A 20,561-nucleotide genomic window follows, 5' to 3' on the forward strand; every position below is an offset into this window, starting at 1 on the left:
ATGTACCAAAATGGAGTAGGGATTTTTACCTTATCAATCTTGATCTCGGTTGGCGTTTCGTATATTTTAGATATTTTAGTATACATTTGTTATTCTAAAATGTTCCATTGCTGGCTAACGGACTGGCGCTAAGCTGCGGCGCTGATAAGTTTCAATTTGCTGAAAACGAAACGAGTTCATGCTACCAACAGAATTATTAAGAACGAATACTTTGCTCGCCATGTAAATTGTACCACGCTCATTCCGTCAGCTTGAGCGCCTGGTTAGGCAGCACAAGATTATATTTTAAATAATTTACGTGCTTCGAAATGTTCAATTATGCTTCCAATGGTTGATGAGAAAAGCTCGGGGGAACCAGTTGCGTTATGGATATCGATACTCAATTCACCATAGATTGTTCTAAACGATTTAAACCTATCTTTGAAATCAATCGGGAGAGATTGAATATACATTTCTAAAGCCTCATCAGCTGACTTTGAATCATGAGTTTGTGAAACTGCCCACTGTTCTATAAGTGTTCGCAATAGAAATATACCCGCTAATGTTTGACCTGATTGATGAGCAACTATGGCAGAAGAAAAGAATCGCTTAATTGATTTTGGAATTTCGGTTGGGACTGTAATATGTTCAATAGGGGCACGACCGCACAAAATCAATTTAAGACCTTCCCGTCTGACTAAAAAAGCTTCTGGAACTGATTTGCACGATTGACAAAGAAAGGTGAAGGCAAATACTTGAACAGTGATTCCATTTGAAAAAGAATAAATTTTATCAGTTGACGAATATCCTGCAAATAATTCGTCAGATGAACGAGGATTAAATGCCTCAACTCTATTACACTTATGACAAAACAACTTAACGTCAGGCGTAACAAAAGGTATTCTCATATTAGTTGTATTACCGACTTGTTGAGAGCCAGTTGAGCCTGTAGACCAATTTAATCGAGTTCTTGAAATAAAATACTCATCGGCTCTTGCCTTCGCCTCTTTAGGAGCCAATAGCAATTCCAAATCCATTGGGAATTCAGCGATGACATTTTCACTTTGATATAGATGCTTGTTTTGAAACAAGGATTTCAAACTTAATGTAATTGAATGCGAGAAGTCGTCTTCTAATCTGGCGACGATTTTGGATGTTGTGTCTAACATGTTTTATCCTTGTGCTGCCTAACGGACCGGCGCTAAGCTGCGGCGCTGATAACTTTCGTAATTCACAGAACGAACTGAGTTCATGCTGATAATTAAATTATTAAGACTAAAAACCTATGCGCGCCAAGCGTAACGTACCCAGCTGGCAACCGTCAGCTTGAGCGCCTGGTTAGGCAGCCACATTATTGTTCAGGTTCCGGTTGAAAATTCGGTTGATGTTTTCCAACAATTGATCCGAATTCTGAGAGAATAGAGCCAACATCACTGGCAAATTGCATCCGTTTATTAACATCAAAATCAGATTCAAGTGTAGTATTTAGTTTGCTTACTATTTGTTTCATCTTAACAATTGTTGGATGATCCGATGAAAAAATACAACTCAAGTGATGAAGTGATTGTTTAAGTCCACGAGCAATAAATTCTTTATTGCCATTGCGAAATATTACGTCTATCGTCCACATAAGATCATGCCCGACCCAAAAGATATTGGCAACATTTTGCCAGTTAGCTGGCTTATCGGGAATTGTGCTATCGGGAATGCTTAGATTGGCTGGCTTAGATTTATTGGATAAGTCAAATTGTACATTGCCAATTGTGGCAGAGGTAAGCTTTTCTCTCACCGTGGCCAAAAATACACTTATATCTTTTTTTAGATATAAGAAGATAATAAAGATAACCAATGGCCAAGAAATATCTTTTATGAATGTTAAAATAGGAATTACATGTTCCATAGAATTGTATCCCTTTCTTTTGAGTGGCTGCCTAACGGACCGGCGCTAAGCTGCGGCGCTGAGAACTTTCAACATGCACCTAAGGAAGTGAGTTCATGCTGAAAAAGAAATTGTTAAGAATAAAACCTATGCTCGCCATGTTTAACGTACCCGGCTGGCAACCGTCAGCTTGAGCGCCTGGTTAGGCCGCAATATCAATTTAACGTATACAAACATCCAACATCAATAAATATCTTCAGATAAGGCCTATCAGAATCTTTAAATATTGTTTTAGTACAATAGCCGCCACAGAAAAATAATCGGAACTTAGAACTAAGAACGGCATCAAATCCAATATTTAAATTAATTTCTTCGGCTAGTTCTCGAGAAACAAAAAACAAATCTAAGGAATAATCAAATAAATACTGGATGCGGGCAATTGGAGTTATTGTGGAATTGGGAAAAAGATAAAAACTTAAAGATCCACCAACACTTGGATACATGAAATATCCTAAAATTTCTAAGTTTAGTTCAACTGAAACAAATTTGGTTAATGAATACATAATACCGCCATGAAAAGCGTCTGTTCGCAAGCCGCCAATGGCATTAAACTGTCCTTGTGGGCGAAGGATAGAATCTGCATTAGACGATTGTGCAAAGCCACCAGATGTTGAAATGGCAACAAATATTGCGAGAACGATAATTATTTTTCTTATCATGTTTTTATTGCGGCCTAACGGACCGGCGCTAAGCTGCGGCGCTGATAACTTTCAACATGCAGCCAGCGAAGTGAGTTCACGCTGATAATTTTATTATTAAGAACGAAACCGTTACTCGCCATGTTTAACGTACCCAGCTGGCAACCGTCAGCTTGAGCGCCTGGTTAGGGCGCACAAATTAATTTATTGTAAATGTAATTGTATCTGAATAAATATCTTGTGTCATCGTTTGTAATAGCATATGGACAGAAAATGAACCCGCATAAGGGAAATATAAGGTATCTATATAAGTTCTCTTTGCTGGAATAGGTGGATAACCCGATAACCAATAAGGAATCACAGTTAATCCCGGACCGCCAATAACGAACATGTCCGGAGTATGCATTGTTGTTGTGTCTGTATATGCATTAAATGTACCAGTTAAAATGATATTGCACGGCGATGTACCCGAGGTAGCATTTGCTCTCAATGATAAGGCTCTTGTCGGTTGATTAATACTGGGGTTGGTAGCGTTATCTTTACAAGCAAAAGAAACAATGATGAAAACCATTACGATCGCTTCTTTTACAATTTTCATACTTCCCACCTTTGCTATTGTTTGTGCGCCCTAACGGATGGCGCATAAGCTGCACCGCTGATAACTTTCAATATTCACAAAACGAAACGAGTTCATGCTAAATGGTTACTATTAAGAACAAGACCTATGCTCGCCATGCTTAACGTACCACGCTCATCGTGTCAGCTTGATGCGCTGGTTAGGCGGCTATCTCCATTCTAAAATAATTTATCTTTCTGAAAGAGCCTTAACCGTGTCGAGTCATCTAGGCTGTTAAGATACTTCTTCAATTGAACTGTGTCACCTTTTTGACTTAACAGTTCTCTCTTGAAATGGTAACCTTGAATGTTTGATGGATCAATTGTAATGGCATTGTTAAGATCTGCCAATGATGCGTTAGGATCAGCTCGGTGCAACATTCGGTCCAACGCTCTGCCTATGTATGCAATCGCCAGAGACTTCGCAGTCAATTCTATGTACTTTGATAAATCTGCCTCTAGGGGCACTGGATTGGATGTTTTGTTAGCTATAAGGGCTCTTTCAAGGTGTGCCTGAGCATTGGTAGAATCAAGCTCAATCGCATGATTGAAATTGCTAACGGCTTGATCGTATTTATGGTTTATCACATCAGTCCGGCCAGCCTGGAGAAAATCATCACTACTGCGCGAACATCCCGAAGCAATTATAACTGCAAGCGCAAAGAATAATTGAGAAATAATGATTTTTAGTTTCATGATAACCTCTTGTGGTGATAGATTAAAATGTTTATTAGCCGCCTAACGGACCGGCGCTAAGCTGCGGCGCTGATAAATTTTAAGTTGCTGAATACGAAATGAGTTCATGCTGAAAAAGAAATTAATAAGACTAAAACCTATGCGCGCCATGCTTAACGTACTCAGCTGGCAACAGTCAGCTTGAGCGCCGGGTTAGGCGGCTACAGTTACTTTATGAATAACATAGCCTTAGAAAGAGATATACTCTGAGTCTTAAGGATATAAAAATAAATTCCACTACAACAACCATGTGCATTCCAGATGAGGGAATGAGGTCCCATTGGTAATTCTTTGTCGATCAATTTGTTGATAACTCGTCCATGCACGTCGCAAACGATCATGGAAACATGAGTTCGCGCTGGTAAATAAAATGAAATTTGAGTGGATGGATTAAATGGATTGGGATAATTTTGATAGAGAATATAATTTGAAGGTAGCGATATTGGATTATCGACATTTGATGGAATCTCATTAATAAGCATGATAGTCATCAATGGTCTGTTCAACGAATTATTGTAAAATACGAGTGAATCCGATTGAGCTGCATTGTTAACGGAAAGTTTCGTGACCGGAGGCATATACTGAAAAATAAACAACGCGGAATCAGATGGAAGTATAGTAGTCCGGGAATTTATTCTAAACTGATACCTAAGATTCCCAATCTTCTTGACGCTGTCATGAGAGCTTACAGAGAAAAGATAATTTCGATAAGAAGAACTGAATATTTGTACTGAGTCTATCGATAGTGTGCGAGTGCCGGAATTGTACACATGTATAGTATCAATAAACTTTGGATAAAACGGATATTTCGATGGAAAATTGAGCGTGTCTTTTGATAAAGTTACGATTTGCCCAAAAGACACTGTTGTATACAGGAGGATAGCAAAAGCTGTTTTCATTTTATTCACATCCACAAAATTAATGTAGCCGCCTAACGGACAGGCGCTAAGCTGCGGCGTTGATAAGTATCAACATGCACCCAAGGAAGTGAGTTCATACTGAAAGAGAAATTATTAAGACTAAAATCTATACTCGCCATGCGTAACGTACCCAGCTGGCAACCGTCAGCTTGAGCGCCTGGTTAGGCCGCTTACTTTAATTTCAATTTGGGAATGTCTTTAAGCATATGTAAAATGGAATCTGGTAATATATGCTGCAATGAATCATTCCAAAATAATGTTTTCTGGTTTGGTATCGATTTGCCGCCGACCATTGGCATATGATCTCGATTTCCCTTTTCAATGGGAGTTATTTGTATAAAGTAATACTGCCCATTGAATGGAACTTTAGTAATAATATTCAATGATGAAGTGTCTTTCTGTTTTTCCTCACCAGTACATAAAGAAATGCTATTAATAAGTGTTACAAGAACAAAAGCGATATACTTCATAATTTATCCTTTCAGTAAGCGGCCTAACGGACTGCGCATAAGCTGCGGCGTTGATAAGTTTCGTGATGCAACCAACGAAATGAGTTCATGCTGTATTTTTTTTTGTTGTTGCACCCGACCGTTACTCGCCATGTTTAACGTACTCAGCTGGCAACCGTCAGCTTGATGCGCTGGTTAGGCCGAAATTATAATTGGTGAACCTTACCTGAATTAAAATACAAATCTTTGCAAAGACTTTATCAACTTTAATTTTTCTGACACGGGCAACTTTTTGATGACCGCGATACTTCCCTCAACCACAAAAAACACACACCGCACGTGCGGCCTAACGGAACGCGGCTAAGCTGCCGCGTGACCTGCCTGCGTGCCGTAGGCACTACGGCAGGCAGGCCAATTTAAATTAACCACAAAACGAAACGAGTTTACGCTAATAACCAAATTTAATTTACTCACCCAACGAGGTACTGAAAAGTTAATTAAATAAACGTCAACCCACCATTCGCAATGTAAATTGCTCCCACGCTCATTCGGTCAGCTTGAGCCGCTGGTTAGGCGGTGCTGGTCGATGAATCACAGAGCAACGATCCAAGATTTCCAACTTTCGACGCTGAATCCATAATCTTTATTAGCAAGTTGTACAAGCAAACGATGGGCAACCTGTCGCTCATTCGCACGATTTGCTTTTAGATAAGCCAACAAGAGATTACCGCCACCTCGTAATAGCGGTATAGCAAGTTTAGGCGACACTCGGGTATTCGTAAGGATTTCTAAAGTTCCAGTGAATGCGAAGAGATTCGTTCCATCTAGCAACGAACGAAGTGAAGAAATCACTGGATACCAATCAACTGTACGCGGTGATGTTTTGGCTTGTCCTAGTAAGATACTATTTGCGATTCCTGAGACTCGACCATCAGGATCACGAAGGGCATCAGAGAGTTCCCACCAAGTTGAATCTACATCAAAAAAATTTGCAAGAACAGCAGATGCAAGAAGACGGTTTTTATGATTCCCATCGGATCGCAATGCTCGAAAGGCAATTTGCTGGTCAGCAATGCTATTATATTGTTCAATAGTATTCCAAACTTCTCGAACGATAGCAGAATCGGCAAAATTACTAACCAAAGAATAAATCGTGTCTACCGATCGTGAGGGATAGAATTGCAAAGCCATGAAGAAATCGTTTTGGTGAGAATTGAATAACTCAAATGCCTTTGACCACTTTTGAATGAGTGCTAAAGTATCTCGAAAAGGTTCTTTGTATTTAACAAGAGATGAATAACTGGGTTCAACAACAGTGATGATAGTATAAGGTTTGCCACCATCAAAGAATACACAAACACTAGCGTCAGGAAAACCTAGCTTGAATCGAAGATCAGCTGCACATGCTCCGAATGGCTTATCGGGTTCAAGTGCTGAGAGAGTGTCGAGTAGCTTCTGAGGAGACCAAGAACTTAATCCGATGAATTCAACTTGACCCTTTGACGTTTGCAATACTTGGGAATATGAAATGCTAATCGTGAAGCAAGCAATTGCGAGAACAAGTTTTAATGATTGCACTTTATTACTCTCCTTTCCACCAGCACCGCCTAACGGACCGGCGCTAAGCTGCGGCGCTGATAATTTTCAAATTGTTGAAAACGAAACGAGTTCATGCTGATAACCAAATTAAATGTTCCCAACCAACGAGGTACTGAAAAGTTAATTATAAAAACTTAAACCCACCATTCGCCATGCTTAACGTACCCGGCTGGCAACCGTCGGCTTGAGCGCCTGGTTAGGCGGGCGTTGATTTATATTGCTCTCCGAGAGCGATCAACTGACTTTGGATATGAAAAACGATCTCTTCCATCTTCAACTCATCAATGAATATATTGTTATTGTATTTAAACCACTTAAGTACCTCGCATTTGTCAATATCTTGTAATGCAATACCATTGTGATGAACAATTGAACGACGCAAAATTCTTAGGTCACCCATTACAGTGACAAGTAATGCTTCTTTTTTTAATCCAAGAGAATTCGCAATTTCAGATCTGTAGTAGTCCTCCCAGTATTGATATATGCTAACAATACACATATTGCCAATAAACTTATAATTGTTCCCTCCTTTATCATTACGCTGCTTGTATTCACCTTGAGTGCATCGATGCAAAATCACCGAACCGGGGAGATTAGGATTGCCTTTTCCGTACATGAAATCAATAGAATCAAGGTGCTCAATTGTCATTAATTCGGGAGAATCTTTAAAGAGCGATAGAGATTTTTGTTGACCCTCGATAAATTCTTTCCTAACAGTATAAAATCCTCTGATCGAATCGAGATAAACACCGTAAATAGAATGAACAACGTCAAGAAATTGTTCGATCGAAGCATTTATATTTTCAAATGTTTCCATATATGATAAATCTAGCCCGCCTAACGGACTGCAACTAAGCTGCAGCGTGACCAATTTTCTATTTGCACCCACCGAAACAAGTTCATGCTATAAACCAAATTAATACGTATCAAAGTTATAGGTACTAAGAACTGAATAATAAAAATGATAACCCACCACCAGCCATGCTTAACGTACTAGCCCGCCGACAATTGCTTTTTAGAAATGCCGGCGGGCGACGCTCATCTCGTCAGCTTGAGTTGCTGGTTATGCCAAACAACTTTCAATGTACTTCCAGTGGTCGAAACACAGAGACCGATATTCTCAATATGCACTCAACGCAATAGATTGTTGCGCGTGCGGTGCGCTTTTTAATAACTGCACCCCACTTTCCAAGAACGATGCCATTTTTGAAAACGTAACTCTACTTTTTATATCCACCTCGATGAGCGGAAGTGAACCCTCAAAGTATTTTGGAACTTGCCCTGAAAAACAATTTTATGCGCACCGTGCGCGCGGCATAACGGACTGCGGCTAAGCTGCCGCGTGACCAACTTTCAAAATACACAAAACGAAACAAGTTCATGCTGAATACTTTATTATTAAGAACCAGAACCTCTGCTCGCCATGCTTAACGTACCCACGCTCATCCGGTCAGCTTGAGCCGATGGTTAGGTGGCGTTTGCATGGTTATTCATCATAGTCGGCAGATTTTAAAAATCTAGAAAATTGACGCAAATGTTCGCCAAGCTGTTTGTCGACTTCAACAGAGGTTCCTTCCCGACGGATAAGCCCAGACTTAGAAAATTTCTTTACTAGTTCAACGCGTTCCTCTTGAACATACACACGACGATATGCGTCTTCGTTACTAACTGAAACAGCGCTAGGTGAATGAACAATCATATTTCTTAAATTAGATCTATCTGGTTGATCAAGGGCAGATCGAAGTTGAGACTTATTAGAAATCATTTTTATCAAAGAACGGATGGGTTCTATACCATCAACAAGAAAAGAATCAAGAAAGATGGAGTCCGTATCGACAATAGAAGACTTATAAATATCCTTATATTTTTCGACCAAAGAAACCCTCTTTCGTTTTTTTCGCCTGTCGGCAGCATCCGAAAATGGTAAAACAATACCAAACGCGACAAACAAAATGAGAATTATTAAAGCTATTGGATAAGCGAGAATGCGGACAAGTTGCATTAATAGACCACCCCTAAATGAATCAGTCCAGAAATTAGACTCAGTCTTTTCTTGGAAGGATTTTGTGATTTGGATGTTATCCATACCAGCAATCTTACCCATAGGTAGAAGAGACGGAGATTTTGAAGCATCGTGAATAATTAGGAGCTTGAGAGAAATAAACTTATCTCTTTCGAGAATAACTTTTTCAAAAAATACTGAGTCAGGTGCGTGAATGGTTGGCTTTAAATCAGTACGGAGGTAGTCAGAATTTGATTCGAGTGGATTTGCCTCAATAATACGTCCATCGGTTATTCGGAATCCCCATGGTTTTGTTTGATCAAACATCGGTTGTGTTATATCTACTTGGCCGACGTTTGAAACCTTTATAGTAAAGATGCGAAGATTAAGTCCCTTTTGACTAATATTATCCCCGTCAAATAAAATCGAAAGTTTCCCGAGTTGTTCTCTGACCTCAAGAACATTTGCTTCACTGACTATGTCAAATTGAATGGCGGGCTTTTTCTCATAGACCAATGCGATGTATACCGCGACAATAATAGAAACCACGCCAACAATTGAACCTACAAATGACCAGGCAAATTTTCTGTCTAGCTGTGCAAATTCTTTCCAAAACGACATAGTTAGCCTCCTTTGATTAATTTCTTATATCGATGCTCTTTCAAACGCCACCTAACGGACTGGCGCTAAGCTGCGGCGTTGATAAGTTTCAAGTTGCTGAAAACGAAATGAGTTCACACTGATAGCCTTCAATATGTACTAAACCGTTACGAGCCATGCTTAACGTACAAGCCCGCCGACAATTGCTTTTTAGTAAAGCCGGCGGGCGACGCTCATTCCGTCGGCTTGAGCGCCTGGTTAGGCAACCGCTATTTTTCAGTATTTAATAATTTGTATTTACTAAGTTTATACTTAAAAATTGGGAATAATTCTCCAAAAATAGAAACCACATTTTTTCTTGCTGATGTTTCAAATGTAAGGAGCAAAGGTTTTATTTTTGTGAGTTGACCCTTCCACAGCAAAGATAATATTCTAGGATGGATAACAGGATGGTCATGTTCCTGAAGGAAAGTATAAGAATTAAGTTCTATATAACGTTCTTCATCAACTAGGTCTACAAAACCTGATTCTTCTCCTCTATGGAGAAAGCGATGACGCCGAGAAATATGTGGATCTAATGTTTTCCTCAATTGTCGGAGTGACTTGACCAAGTCCGAACCTGCTATCCATTTATGTTGCGTAATTATCTCGAATGTACAAAACCGTGGCGACAAACCAAGTTCGTATACTTCAGCTGAAAGCATGAGCATGCAATCAAGAATACTTGCCATCGAGGTTGTGTAAACAAAGAAATGATAATCTGTCCAGTCTCTGCGCCCATTAGAATTATCTTTTGTTAAAAAACCTTTGGGTGAACGATTAATTAGATATTGTGAATAACGAATTCTATCGAAAACCTTTATTAGGTTTGATGCATTATTAAAAACGTCAGTAACATACAGTTCACCTTGGTTTAATCGAGAGCGATTTGTTCTGCGCCATTCCTTATATTTTTCTTCATCCTCCGGAATACCTGATGCACCTGCCTTAGTGATTGGATGAAATATATCAAGTAATAATTTAAAAAAAGGTTGAGCAACTATTTCAGTTGATTTATCCATGTTTTTAGCGGTTGCCTAACGGACTGCGGCTAAGCTGACCGCGTGACCAATTTTAATGTTACACAAAACGAAATGAGTTCATGCTGATAACAAAATTAAATTTACTCAACCAATGAGGTACTAAAAAGCTACTTATGAAAACTTAAATCCACCATTAGCCATGTAAATTGTTCCCACGCTCATCCGGTCAGCTTGAGCCGCTGGTTAGGCGGCGCATAGTGTATTGTTTTTGACAAATATTACGATCTACACAATTACAAACAAATGGTTAAGCACTATTTGTGCAATAAATGATACGTGAGTTCAAGAATCGCAACCTCAAGCAGGAAAATAAATATTGATATAGGCCAACCGTGAACTTCTGCCGTGAGATAACAGAATATGCCAAATCCAAAAATGAATACTGGATATGCGTAACCATCTACACGAGTACGTATCTCTTTTTGGAGACTAAAGTTTCTTTTTGATTTCTCATTCAACTGGCGGTTACAATCATCGCAAATGTAACTTGTGAAAACCATTTCTCGATTACAGACATCACACTGTAACTTACCTTTTACTTGAACTGGAATTTCAGTTTGCGAAGCCATCTGATTTCGTCCAATCGTGTGAATACGATCCTTGTATTATTTGCGCCGCCTAACGGACTGGCGCTAAGCTGCGGCGCTGAAAAGTTTCAACATGCACCCAGCGAAGTGAGTTCATGCTGAAAAAGAAATTATTAAGAACGAAACCTATGCACGCCATGATTAACGTACCCAGCTGGCAACCGTCAGCTTGAGCGCCTGGTTAGGGCGCAAGCACCAACGACTCTTGAATTAAAAGTTTTGTGCCAGAAAAGAGAAAAATATTATGAGACGAATAGATTATCATGTTGCAATGAAAGATGATATTACAATTAAAGAATTGGTTGGGTTACTTAAATGGATAATAAATAGTCCAATCTGGGCTTATCCTCGCACATCCAAATTCAACCAATTACCCGAAAACATAAAACGCCATGTAGAGATAAAATATCATCAAATAGATGAGCCGAAATTGAAAAAACTGTCCGGTTCATTTTACAATAAGGACAATGCATTGACAAGCGAAACCGACGAGAAGCAAACACATGCCAGAATTGTACCATGAGTTACTTTTATCATACTTTACCTTTTCTATGGGCATAATATCTCAATTCCTATCAAACTCTAAGTATGACGGAACAAATTTCCAGAGAATCAATGAACCGACAATATTCAAAAACAATCCGACAACATTTAGGATGATTGAAATACAGGGTTGCATATTTTTACCCTTTCAATTAAGAGGCACAAAACTTTGTTTGCTTGCGCCCTAACGGACTGGCGCTAAGCTGCGGCGCTGAAAAGTTTCAACATGCACCCAGAGAAGTGAGTTCATGCTGAAAAAGAAATTATTAAGACTAAAACCTATACACGCCATGCGTAACGTACCCGGCTGGCAACCGTCAGCTTGAGCGCCTGGTTAGGGCGCACATAAATGAAATAGAAAACCATATTGCAAAGAAGGCACAATGAAACTTAAATACCTTGACTTTATTTGCAAATCCTTTGATCCAATCGTTTTGCATATGTTTGCAGGTCGATGGAATCAGAAGTGCCAACCATACGAATATGAACGACTATTGACTTACGAACGAATGCAAGGTCTCCATTATCGTTCAATGGAACTCCAAGAAGTTCAGGTGTTAATGCGTGAGAAATAACTTGAGCACATTGTTCACCGATTGTTTTAACCGATTCTACAGATCGTTTGTACAAATCGTCTTCTTCACTCTGGCCGAAACCAGATACAATGATTGAAAAAGATTTCTTAGCCGTATCATTGTCAGAGCAAATAAATAACGCAATACCACCAGCAATTTCACCTTTGAAGGCAAGTTGCTGGTAAATGCTCACCTCAGGTTTTGGCAGTTCAGAAAACATTGCCGGGACTTCATCACGGATTTGTCCACCTGCAAATCCAACTGGTAAATCGCCGGGCTGAATAAGAAGCGATTCAAGCTGATCGTAGGTAAATTGTAACTGAGGCATTATTATTCCTCCTGTGAATTATTTTGCGTGCGCCCTAACGGACTGCGGCTAAGCTGCCGCGTGACCAATTTTCAAATTGCACCAAACGAAATAAGTTCATGCTGATAACCAAATTCATCTGCACTCAACCAACGAGGCACTGAAAAGTTAATAATAAAAACGTCAACCCACCATTAGCCATGTTAATTGCTCCCACGCTCATACGGTCAGCTTGAGCCGCTGGTTAGGCAGCCTGAACTTCTATTCCTTTTGATTTCGCTAAATCAATTATTTTCAGTTTGATTTCTCTGAGATGTTGAAATGTTAAATTGCCAAGATAAACATTGGATGGCTCGCCGGATTTCGCATAGATTTTTAAATTGAATAGACTTACTTCGATTTTTGCGATGTTCTCCCATCTATGCAAAATATTCTTCGGTGTACTAATAGGTCCCTCGATACCGGTCTCATCAAACGAAAATAATTTTGGTTTATAAAACCAACGGTAACCAATTGCAAAGACAATTGCACCGAAACCAATAAGTATACCTATATATCGAAAGCTATTATCGGACAATATTGCTTGTACAATATTTGAAATACCTATAAGTCCTAATAATGATCTCTGAATGAATCTGTTAATAGGTTTTGCAGGTTCAGGTTGTAGATCAATACTGAATTTCTCCATTGGATTCTCCAATAATTATTTTCAGGCTGCCTAACGGATTGGCGCTAAGCTGCGGCGTGACCAAGCCTCAAATTGCACCAAACGAAACGAGTTTACGCTGAAAACTGAATTAATTACACAAAAAGAACTTAATACTATAAACTTACTAATGAAACCAATACCCGTTGCTCGCAATGAATTTTGTAGCACGCTCATTCCGTCAGCTTGAGCGCCTGGTTAGGCGGTGCGATTTCTAACTTTAAAATCTGTGAAATGATTAAAGACATCACCAATACATGTAGTCGCATAAAGGATGTAATTCACAATTCTGTTTAATTCAGAAAGTTCTGCATATTCATACTGAAACTTTAATCCAGAAGATGCTTTTGATGTTGTCTTCCTTCTGCGAACTTTTTGTGTGGTTGGTTCTAAGTCCCATTGCGAATGTATTAATTTGTTACGCAACTCTTCTGCCTTTAAACAAACGGAAATAAGTTCAGACAACGCGACTTTTGGGTCATGTTTTCCAAAATTAAATTCTGTATCTGAAAGTCTAAGTTTCATAAGAGAAGAAAAAAGATTGATTCGATTTTTAAACGACATTTCGGCTACTATTGATTCAGCCTCGTAATCGTCAACGGTAAGTAAAGATGCGATTGCTACAAGTAGCTGAACATCCAGAGAAGAAAAAGCTATAATAGCTCTTCCAAGTATTAGTTCATATTCATCTGGAATAAATGGCCCTGGCGATTCATTGTTTTTATATGAATCATACTGGATAAACATAATTATGATTCCTTATTTCTATCGCACCGCCTAACGGATGGGCGCTAAGCTGCGGCATGACCAAACCTCAACATGCACCCAACGAAACAAGTTTACGCTGATAACTAAATTATTTGTACCCAACCAACGAGGTACTGAATAGTTAATTATGAAAACCTAAACCCACCGCACGCAATGCGTAACGTACCCACGCTTATTCCGTCAGCTTGAGAGCCTGGTTAGGGCGCAACAGATTATTTTATAAGCAAAAGTTTCCTTGTTTGTACAAAACTTCCTGCTTGTATTCGATATATATACACACCACTTGCTAATTTACCCCCATTTAGAATTTTCTCATATCTTCCTAGATTCAAATCCTCGTTCACTAGCGTTGCCAACTCTCTACCTAGTAGATCAAAGATTTTCAGTGTGACGAATTCGGAATGTGGAATTTGAAACCTTATTAGCGTGCTTGGATTGAATGGATTCGGATAATTTTGTGCAAGAAAGAACTTCGTCGGTTCCAATAATGTTTCTTCTACATCGTTTACGTTACTTACACTTTTAAAAAGGCCATGTCTCCAAGTACCGATGTACAGAGAACCTGATAATGATAAAGCCATACATTGTGTTCGAAGATCGGTCAAGCCTGAATTGATCTGAATCCATGAAATTCCACGGTCTGTCGATTTGTACACTCCGTCGTAGCTCGTTGAGACATATAGATCACCTTTAGGATTCTCTACGATGGAAACAATTCCTTGCTGAGCCAATGTTCCCCCTAATCCGGTCCATGTTAGTCCATCGTCAGTAGATTTGTATATACCAGACGTACCTGCCAAGATTGTTCCATTCATCAGACGATACAAACACGCAACGGAGTTTGATCCTAAACTGATCGGAGTCCAAAAATCACCATTATTGGTCGAGCGGAAAACCTGCCCATTAAAACTTCCTGCCAGTAAGGTGCCGGAAGGAGAAGAGATCATCGAAAAAATTGTTAGACTTGTTAAACCATTATTAACAGCAACCCACGAACTACCTCTGTCAGTTGAACGAAATATGCCCCCCCAGTAATCTCCCGCAAAGATGGTACCAGATAATCCCTCCGTAATTGTAAATATTGAGGAAATGTTTAATCCCGTTGAAGATAGCTGCCATGAATTGCCTGTGTCGGTTGATTTAAAGACCTTTTCACCCCCTGCATAGATATCTCCATTTATCGACCGGTAAAAACATCGGGTGATCGTATTAGAATTTCCAACCTCCATCTTCGTCCACGTCTGCCCACCATCGGTTGACCGATGGATATCAGTTTCTTCAGTAAAAGAAAATAGACTGCAAAATACTACATTAGCATTAACTGCGAATACTGCTTCAATATCGGCACTGTGAATACCGGTACAACTCTTTATCCAAGTATCACCATTGTCTGTTGATCGAAAAATACCGGCATAATAATTGCCAGCGAGAATGCAGTTTTCATCAGGAATGATCAATGCCCTCACATCTCCACTTGTGTAGGGTGGTGAAGCCACGACATCCCAAGTTGTTCCGTGATTGGTAGATCTGAACACCTCGCCCCAACCGCCATTATTAGTTCCAGTAAACAAGATACCCGTGCTAGATATTACAGATGACGACACATTTCTCATATCATAAACATAATTCGATCGCGGAGTCCATAGATCACCGTTATTTGTGGAGACATAAACAGACGGGATTTGGGATACAAAGGCAAGCACACCCCCTATTCCGTCTTCAGCGAATGAAGTCGGCGGAAGATCACTCACTTTTTGCCAAGTCGAACCATCATCAGTTGAGCGATAAATACTGGGATTAATAGCTGTACAGTAGTCACACGCTGGAGCAATGCTTCCGAAAATAGTTCCGTTGCTCAGTTTGTATAATATTAGAGCTTTACAATAGCCAAGTTGTTGAGTTCGATTTATCCATGTATTTCCAGTGTCGTCAGATGTATAGACTCCATTATAGTATGTTCCAACAATTATTCGACCTGTTCCTGTGACACAGAGTGATTGTACACCTAAACTCTGTAAAGGTGTTTTGTTCCAGTTGTTACCTCCATCAATCGAGCGATACAGGTTCGAGGCTCCGGCGAACAGAAAACCATTTGATGTGACTGCCAAACAGTTGATATCGTTTCCGGTAAGCCCAATCGAGTTCCATGACTGGCCTCCATTGGACGAACTATAGATACCTTGATTTGCTGTACCAGCTAGGATTCTGCCAGACGAATCCTTAGCGAATGAAAGTATGAACCCGGAATCATAAGGGCCATTGGTCTGCTGCCAGAAGTTGGTTTGCGATAAACTCATCGGTGAAAAGAATAATATAATTGAAATAATGACAAATATTTTCATATGGTTTTCTTTCGCGTTGCGCCCTAACGGACCGGCACTAAGCTGCGGCGTTGAAAAGTTTCGTCATGCAACCAACGAAACAAGTTCCACAACGAAAGTTTTCGCATTTGCACTCGACCGTTACTCGCCATGTTAATTGCACCCAACTGGCAACCGTCAGCTTGAGTGCCTGGTTAGGCTGAAATTATAATTGATGAATTGTAGTTGAATCAAAATACAAATTTTTGCAATAACTTTATCAACTCTAATTTTTCTGACACGGGCGGTGCGTTTAATCTTTGCACAAAACGTTCAAAGAACCACTGCCACTTTTGAAAACGATACTCGAAAAGTTCTATCCACGCCGATTGGTGGAACAATACTTCCAAATTATTTTTAAATACCAGCAATGAAATAAATTCATTACGCACCGCACGTGCAGCCTAACGGACTGCGCATAAGCTGCGGCGTTGATAAGTTTCGTGATGCAACCAACGAAATGAGTTCATGCTGGATATTTGCATTTGCACCCAGCCGTTGCTCGCCATGTTTAACGTACTCAGCTGGCAACCGTCAGCTTGATGCGCTGGTTAGGCCGAAATTATAATTGGTGAACCTTACCTGAATTAAAATACAAATCTTTGCAAAGACTTTATCAACTTTAATTTTTCTGACACGGGCATACTGCACACCACTTTTATTACAAACAAAACTTTTTGATGACCGCGATACTTCCCTCAACCACAAAAACACACACCGCACGTGCGGCCTAACGGATCGGCGCTAAGCTGCGGCGCTGATAATTTTCAATATACACAAAGCGAAACAAGTTCACGCTGAAAAGTTTATTATTAAACATCCAAACCTCTACAAGCCATGCTTATCGCACCCGGCTGGCAACCGTCAGCTTGAGCGCCTGGTTAGGCGGGCACAAGGATAAACATATTTTCTATAATACATTTTTTATCAAGAGACTCAAAACTATGCTCACATTGACAATCGGGAGTGATATAAACAGACAACCTTAAATTGTGAGATTCAAAATATAGAGAGTACCCTATATCTTCTTCGACATATTTTGGAACTCCGTAGCAATTGACAAATTCTTGAACTGATGAACCAACACCAACGCCCTCTGCTGTTTTAAAAAAGGAATCTTGAATGTAGACAGATTTTGAACTTGAGGAGCGCGAGAAATGGTGGCCTGATATTGTAATAATCCAAAGTGTATCAATAACTCTATCACCTTGATCTGATATTTGATCCCGAGGCAATACTTCAAGTTGATTATTCCCTATCTGACTTTTTATTTCTGCGAGAGTTCCCATGAAATTAATGCCATCAATTTCTCGTCTGGCCAAATCAATTTGATTTCCCTGATGTATTAAATTTGAACACCCTTGAAAAATCAGAATGAAAAATAGGAATTTATTTATCATAAGTAATTTTGTGCCCGCCTAACGGACCGGCGCTAAGCTGCGGCGTTGATAATTTTCAATATGCTGAAAACGAAATGAGTTCACCCTGATAGCCTTCAAAATATACAAAACCTATGCTCGCCATGCGTAACGTACCCGGCTGGCAACCGTCAGCTTGAGCGCCTGGTTAGGCCGCACCCCATATTATTTAACATAAATAAAGTTCAATTGTGGTAAACAGCATGCAATCCTGCTTCAACAATAAACGGACTTACGTCACCACGACCTGGTGTTGGGAAATTAAGACTGTCCTTTAGACCGCGGTTATGCGGAAAAGTAATAAGCATGCGGTCTGTCGCTCGAGTTATTGCAACATAAAAAAGGCGACGCTTTTCATCAAGTTCAGCTCCCTGAGAAGTCCCAGGTAACCAAGCAGCTTCTAAACCAGGAAGAACAACATTTTTCTTGGTTAGCCCCTTTGATCCATGCATCGTAAGAAATAGAATTGATTGATTATTTTCGGTCGGAATTGCAGATTCGGGAAAGATTAGATCACAAAACAAAGAAACGATATCCTCTTTATCCGGCTCATCTAACTTTCTGATCAATTCCGCCAAATGAACTTTAATAATAGCACAATCTTTGCTCAACTTAGAAGAAATACACGGCGCAATTATGTCCACATCTCGCGAACTAACATCATCTATCAATTGACAGAATTCACGCAATTGCGATAAAACTGGTCCAGAAAAAACACCTTCAGCTCTAAGAGACTGCACAGCCGAAACAACAGAAATGTCGCGTTCAACAATTCTTTGGATGATAGATTGCTTATGTCTTGGTTTAACTTGATTGAATTCATTTAGTAAAAGCCTCTCAAGGAATCGCTGATTTGGAGTGCAAATTAAATGCAGAATTCGCTCAAGCCATAAACGATTCGGTAAAACATCAATTCTCTTTTTAATGCAAGGAATATGAGGTGAAAGTCTATCGAAATATGAATCGAGGACACGCCGATTTGGAAATAGACAAACAGTACCGTCTTTTGATCCTGAAATTGTAGGCATCTGTGTAATACATTCACGCAAATAAGTTATCAGGAATTCGAGTTCAGTTTTCGAACTCTTAAATCGAAATGCAAAGATTTGTCCATTGTCTTTCGTTGGAAGCATCAAACGAGGATTTGGATGCATAGATCGTTGAAATGTATTTGCTGAATTTAAAATTGATAGCCGACAACGATAACATTTAACTAAAGAGACTTGATCGAGGACTGTATTCATATAAAGATTGCGAAGACCATCGGGTGAGCCACCACGTCCGCTATAAAGACTCTGATCATCATCGCCTACTACGACAACTGATGTTGCATAATTTGCAAGAAATGCGATTAAGGATTGCTCAGCCTTATTAAAATCTTGGTATTCATCTATGAAATAATGCTTGATTTCACTAATCCAACTAGGTAATGTAGGCAAAGATTGAGCTAGCGAATGAGCTTCTGGTATAGTCTGATCCCAATCGAAAACACGGAAAGCGCGAAATAAATTTTTTGCAGCTTGTAATATATTTGGAATTGGAGCATCAAGAGTAGAAGGATCAAGGGTGTTGCGCCATGCAGTTTTAATGGTTTCTAATTTTGAACGCAATTGTGCATGGGTTTTACAATCAGCACTACTTACAAATGGAAATAGATCGGATAACAAAGTAGTGGAAACATCAGAATGATTATCGGCAGTATTAGCAAAATATAATTCTCCATCATATCTAATTCGATATCCCTGGTGACGAAGTAGACGACAAGCAAAGCTATGAAGTGTTGATATCCTAGGTGGTTGTAACTCGTACGATTCCTTACCGAACGTCTCAATGTAGTCTTGAATAAATGCATTACTAATTTCTTTGATGAAAGTAAGATAGCAAATACTGTTTTGATCGACGCCTTTTGCATTTAATGCCGCCGATCTTTTCAATAAGGAGAATGTTTTCCCTGTACCGGGGCCTGCAAGAGAAATTAGCCAACCTGTAGCATGATTCTCAAAAGCTTTGGTACGTTCATCAGGATTATATATAGTATCAAGATTTGCCATATTATTGGTGCGGCCTAACGGACCGGCGCTAAGCTGCGGCGCTGATAACTTTCAAGTTTCTGAAAACGAAATGAGTCCATGCTGATAAAGAAATTATTAAGATTAAAACCTATGCGAGCCATGCTTAATGTACCCAGCTGGCAACCGTCAGCTTGAGCGCCTGGTTATACCGCTTGCTTTTCATTGAAGCTTAAAGGTTAACAATAATATTATTGAATATAACGTAATAACTATAGGAACGATAAATTCAAAAAATGCTCTTGCAACTGATGTTGGTGTAGCAATTGTAGCCCATTTCTTCTGTAGAATTGAGAATCGTAAACCATCTTCCATGGTCATGCTATCTTTGACAGGTTGTTTTCGTGATTCTTTAATTGAATTCGTAACAGCAGATAAAAAAGCTAGACGCCAAGCAATAAAATCGGAAAGAGCATAGATGAGAAAAGCTATGAGATAAAATAAGATGATTAAAACGAACAGAGTGATTAATCCACTCTGTTCATTAACAGTAAATTTAATTCCTAATGCTGTGATTTCTTCTGGCAATATTCCAATTTTGACAACTAATAATCCCAAGATAGAAACACCAAGTAAGGATCGACGCTCTTTCCGTGTCACTTCACTAAGCGGATCTTTGATTTTAACAATCGGAAATTCGTCAAATATGCTCTCTTCTTCCTTTTCCATA

19 protein-coding genes are annotated in these 20,561 nt (G+C 39.5%); 1 reads left to right on the top strand and 18 read right to left on the bottom strand.

Features of this window, described 5'->3' with window-relative positions; translation table 11 throughout:
- Positions 1-278 precede the first annotated feature (278 nt).
- From NTX44_05065 to NTX44_05115, 11 genes are all read right to left on the bottom strand, one after another.
- Positions 279-1,148 (bottom strand): hypothetical protein, encoded by an 870-nt coding sequence (locus NTX44_05065; GenBank protein MCX6120967.1) that lies wholly within the window; start codon positions 1,146-1,148, stop codon positions 279-281.
- A gap of 182 nt (positions 1,149-1,330) precedes the next feature.
- Positions 1,331-1,879, bottom strand: coding sequence for a hypothetical protein (locus NTX44_05070; GenBank protein ID MCX6120968.1), 549 nt, complete (start codon positions 1,877-1,879; stop codon positions 1,331-1,333).
- A gap of 194 nt (positions 1,880-2,073) precedes the next feature.
- Positions 2,074-2,577, bottom strand: coding sequence for a hypothetical protein (locus tag NTX44_05075; GenBank protein MCX6120969.1), 504 nt, complete (start codon positions 2,575-2,577; stop codon positions 2,074-2,076).
- A 178-nt stretch (positions 2,578-2,755) separates the two neighbouring features.
- Positions 2,756-3,154: a hypothetical protein gene (locus NTX44_05080; protein ID MCX6120970.1), complete on the bottom strand. Its 399-nt coding sequence runs from the start codon at positions 3,152-3,154 to the stop codon at positions 2,756-2,758.
- Between the two features lie 197 nt (positions 3,155-3,351).
- Positions 3,352-3,867: a hypothetical protein gene (locus NTX44_05085; protein ID MCX6120971.1), complete on the bottom strand. Its 516-nt coding sequence runs from the start codon at positions 3,865-3,867 to the stop codon at positions 3,352-3,354.
- A 206-nt stretch (positions 3,868-4,073) separates the two neighbouring features.
- Positions 4,074-4,805: a hypothetical protein gene (locus NTX44_05090; GenBank protein ID MCX6120972.1), complete on the bottom strand. Its 732-nt coding sequence runs from the start codon at positions 4,803-4,805 to the stop codon at positions 4,074-4,076.
- Positions 4,806-4,996: 191 nt separating this feature from the next.
- Positions 4,997-5,296, bottom strand: a complete 300-nt coding sequence (locus tag NTX44_05095; GenBank protein MCX6120973.1) for a hypothetical protein — start codon at positions 5,294-5,296, stop codon at positions 4,997-4,999.
- Positions 5,297-5,866: 570 nt separating this feature from the next.
- Entirely contained in the window at positions 5,867-6,853 is a 987-nt protein-coding gene (locus tag NTX44_05100) for a hypothetical protein (protein ID MCX6120974.1), read from the bottom strand.
- Between the two features lie 217 nt (positions 6,854-7,070).
- Positions 7,071-7,691 (bottom strand): hypothetical protein, encoded by a 621-nt coding sequence (locus NTX44_05105; protein MCX6120975.1) that lies wholly within the window; start codon positions 7,689-7,691, stop codon positions 7,071-7,073.
- 669 nt (positions 7,692-8,360) lie between these two features.
- Complete coding sequence (locus NTX44_05110) at positions 8,361-9,497, bottom strand: hypothetical protein (protein ID MCX6120976.1); 1,137 nt, start codon at positions 9,495-9,497, stop codon at positions 8,361-8,363.
- Between the two features lie 248 nt (positions 9,498-9,745).
- Entirely contained in the window at positions 9,746-10,537 is a 792-nt protein-coding gene (locus NTX44_05115) for a Cthe_2314 family HEPN domain-containing protein (GenBank protein MCX6120977.1), read from the bottom strand.
- Between the two features lie 852 nt (positions 10,538-11,389).
- Between NTX44_05115 and NTX44_05120 the strand changes: the two genes are divergently transcribed.
- Positions 11,390-11,668 (top strand): hypothetical protein, encoded by a 279-nt coding sequence (locus tag NTX44_05120; protein ID MCX6120978.1) that lies wholly within the window; start codon positions 11,390-11,392, stop codon positions 11,666-11,668.
- A 425-nt stretch (positions 11,669-12,093) separates the two neighbouring features.
- Here the strand turns inward: NTX44_05120 and NTX44_05125 are convergent, their stop codons facing one another.
- From NTX44_05125 to NTX44_05155, 7 genes are all read right to left on the bottom strand, one after another.
- Positions 12,094-12,591, bottom strand: a complete 498-nt coding sequence (locus NTX44_05125; protein MCX6120979.1) for a hypothetical protein — start codon at positions 12,589-12,591, stop codon at positions 12,094-12,096.
- A gap of 223 nt (positions 12,592-12,814) precedes the next feature.
- Entirely contained in the window at positions 12,815-13,258 is a 444-nt protein-coding gene (locus tag NTX44_05130) for a hypothetical protein (protein MCX6120980.1), read from the bottom strand.
- A 216-nt stretch (positions 13,259-13,474) separates the two neighbouring features.
- Positions 13,475-14,023 carry a hypothetical protein gene (locus tag NTX44_05135; GenBank protein ID MCX6120981.1) on the bottom strand — a complete coding sequence of 183 codons (549 nt, stop codon included), beginning with the start codon at positions 14,021-14,023 and terminating at the stop codon, positions 13,475-13,477.
- A 233-nt stretch (positions 14,024-14,256) separates the two neighbouring features.
- The gene (locus NTX44_05140) at positions 14,257-16,386 is read right to left on the bottom strand and encodes a T9SS type A sorting domain-containing protein (GenBank protein ID MCX6120982.1); all 2,130 of its coding nucleotides are present in this window, start codon (positions 16,384-16,386) and stop codon (positions 14,257-14,259) included.
- A gap of 899 nt (positions 16,387-17,285) precedes the next feature.
- Complete coding sequence (locus NTX44_05145; protein ID MCX6120983.1) at positions 17,286-17,804, bottom strand: hypothetical protein; 519 nt, start codon at positions 17,802-17,804, stop codon at positions 17,286-17,288.
- Between the two features lie 203 nt (positions 17,805-18,007).
- Positions 18,008-19,873, bottom strand: coding sequence for an ATP-dependent helicase (locus tag NTX44_05150; GenBank protein ID MCX6120984.1), 1,866 nt, complete (start codon positions 19,871-19,873; stop codon positions 18,008-18,010).
- Between the two features lie 180 nt (positions 19,874-20,053).
- A complete protein-coding gene (locus NTX44_05155) occupies positions 20,054-20,560 on the bottom strand; it encodes a hypothetical protein (GenBank protein ID MCX6120985.1) in 507 nt (168 codons plus the stop codon).
- Between the last annotated feature and the right edge of the window lies 1 nt (position 20,561).

The sequence above is a fragment of the Ignavibacteriales bacterium genome, assembly GCA_026390575.1.
GTDB lineage: Bacteria > Bacteroidota > Ignavibacteria > UBA10030 > UBA10030 > Fen-1298.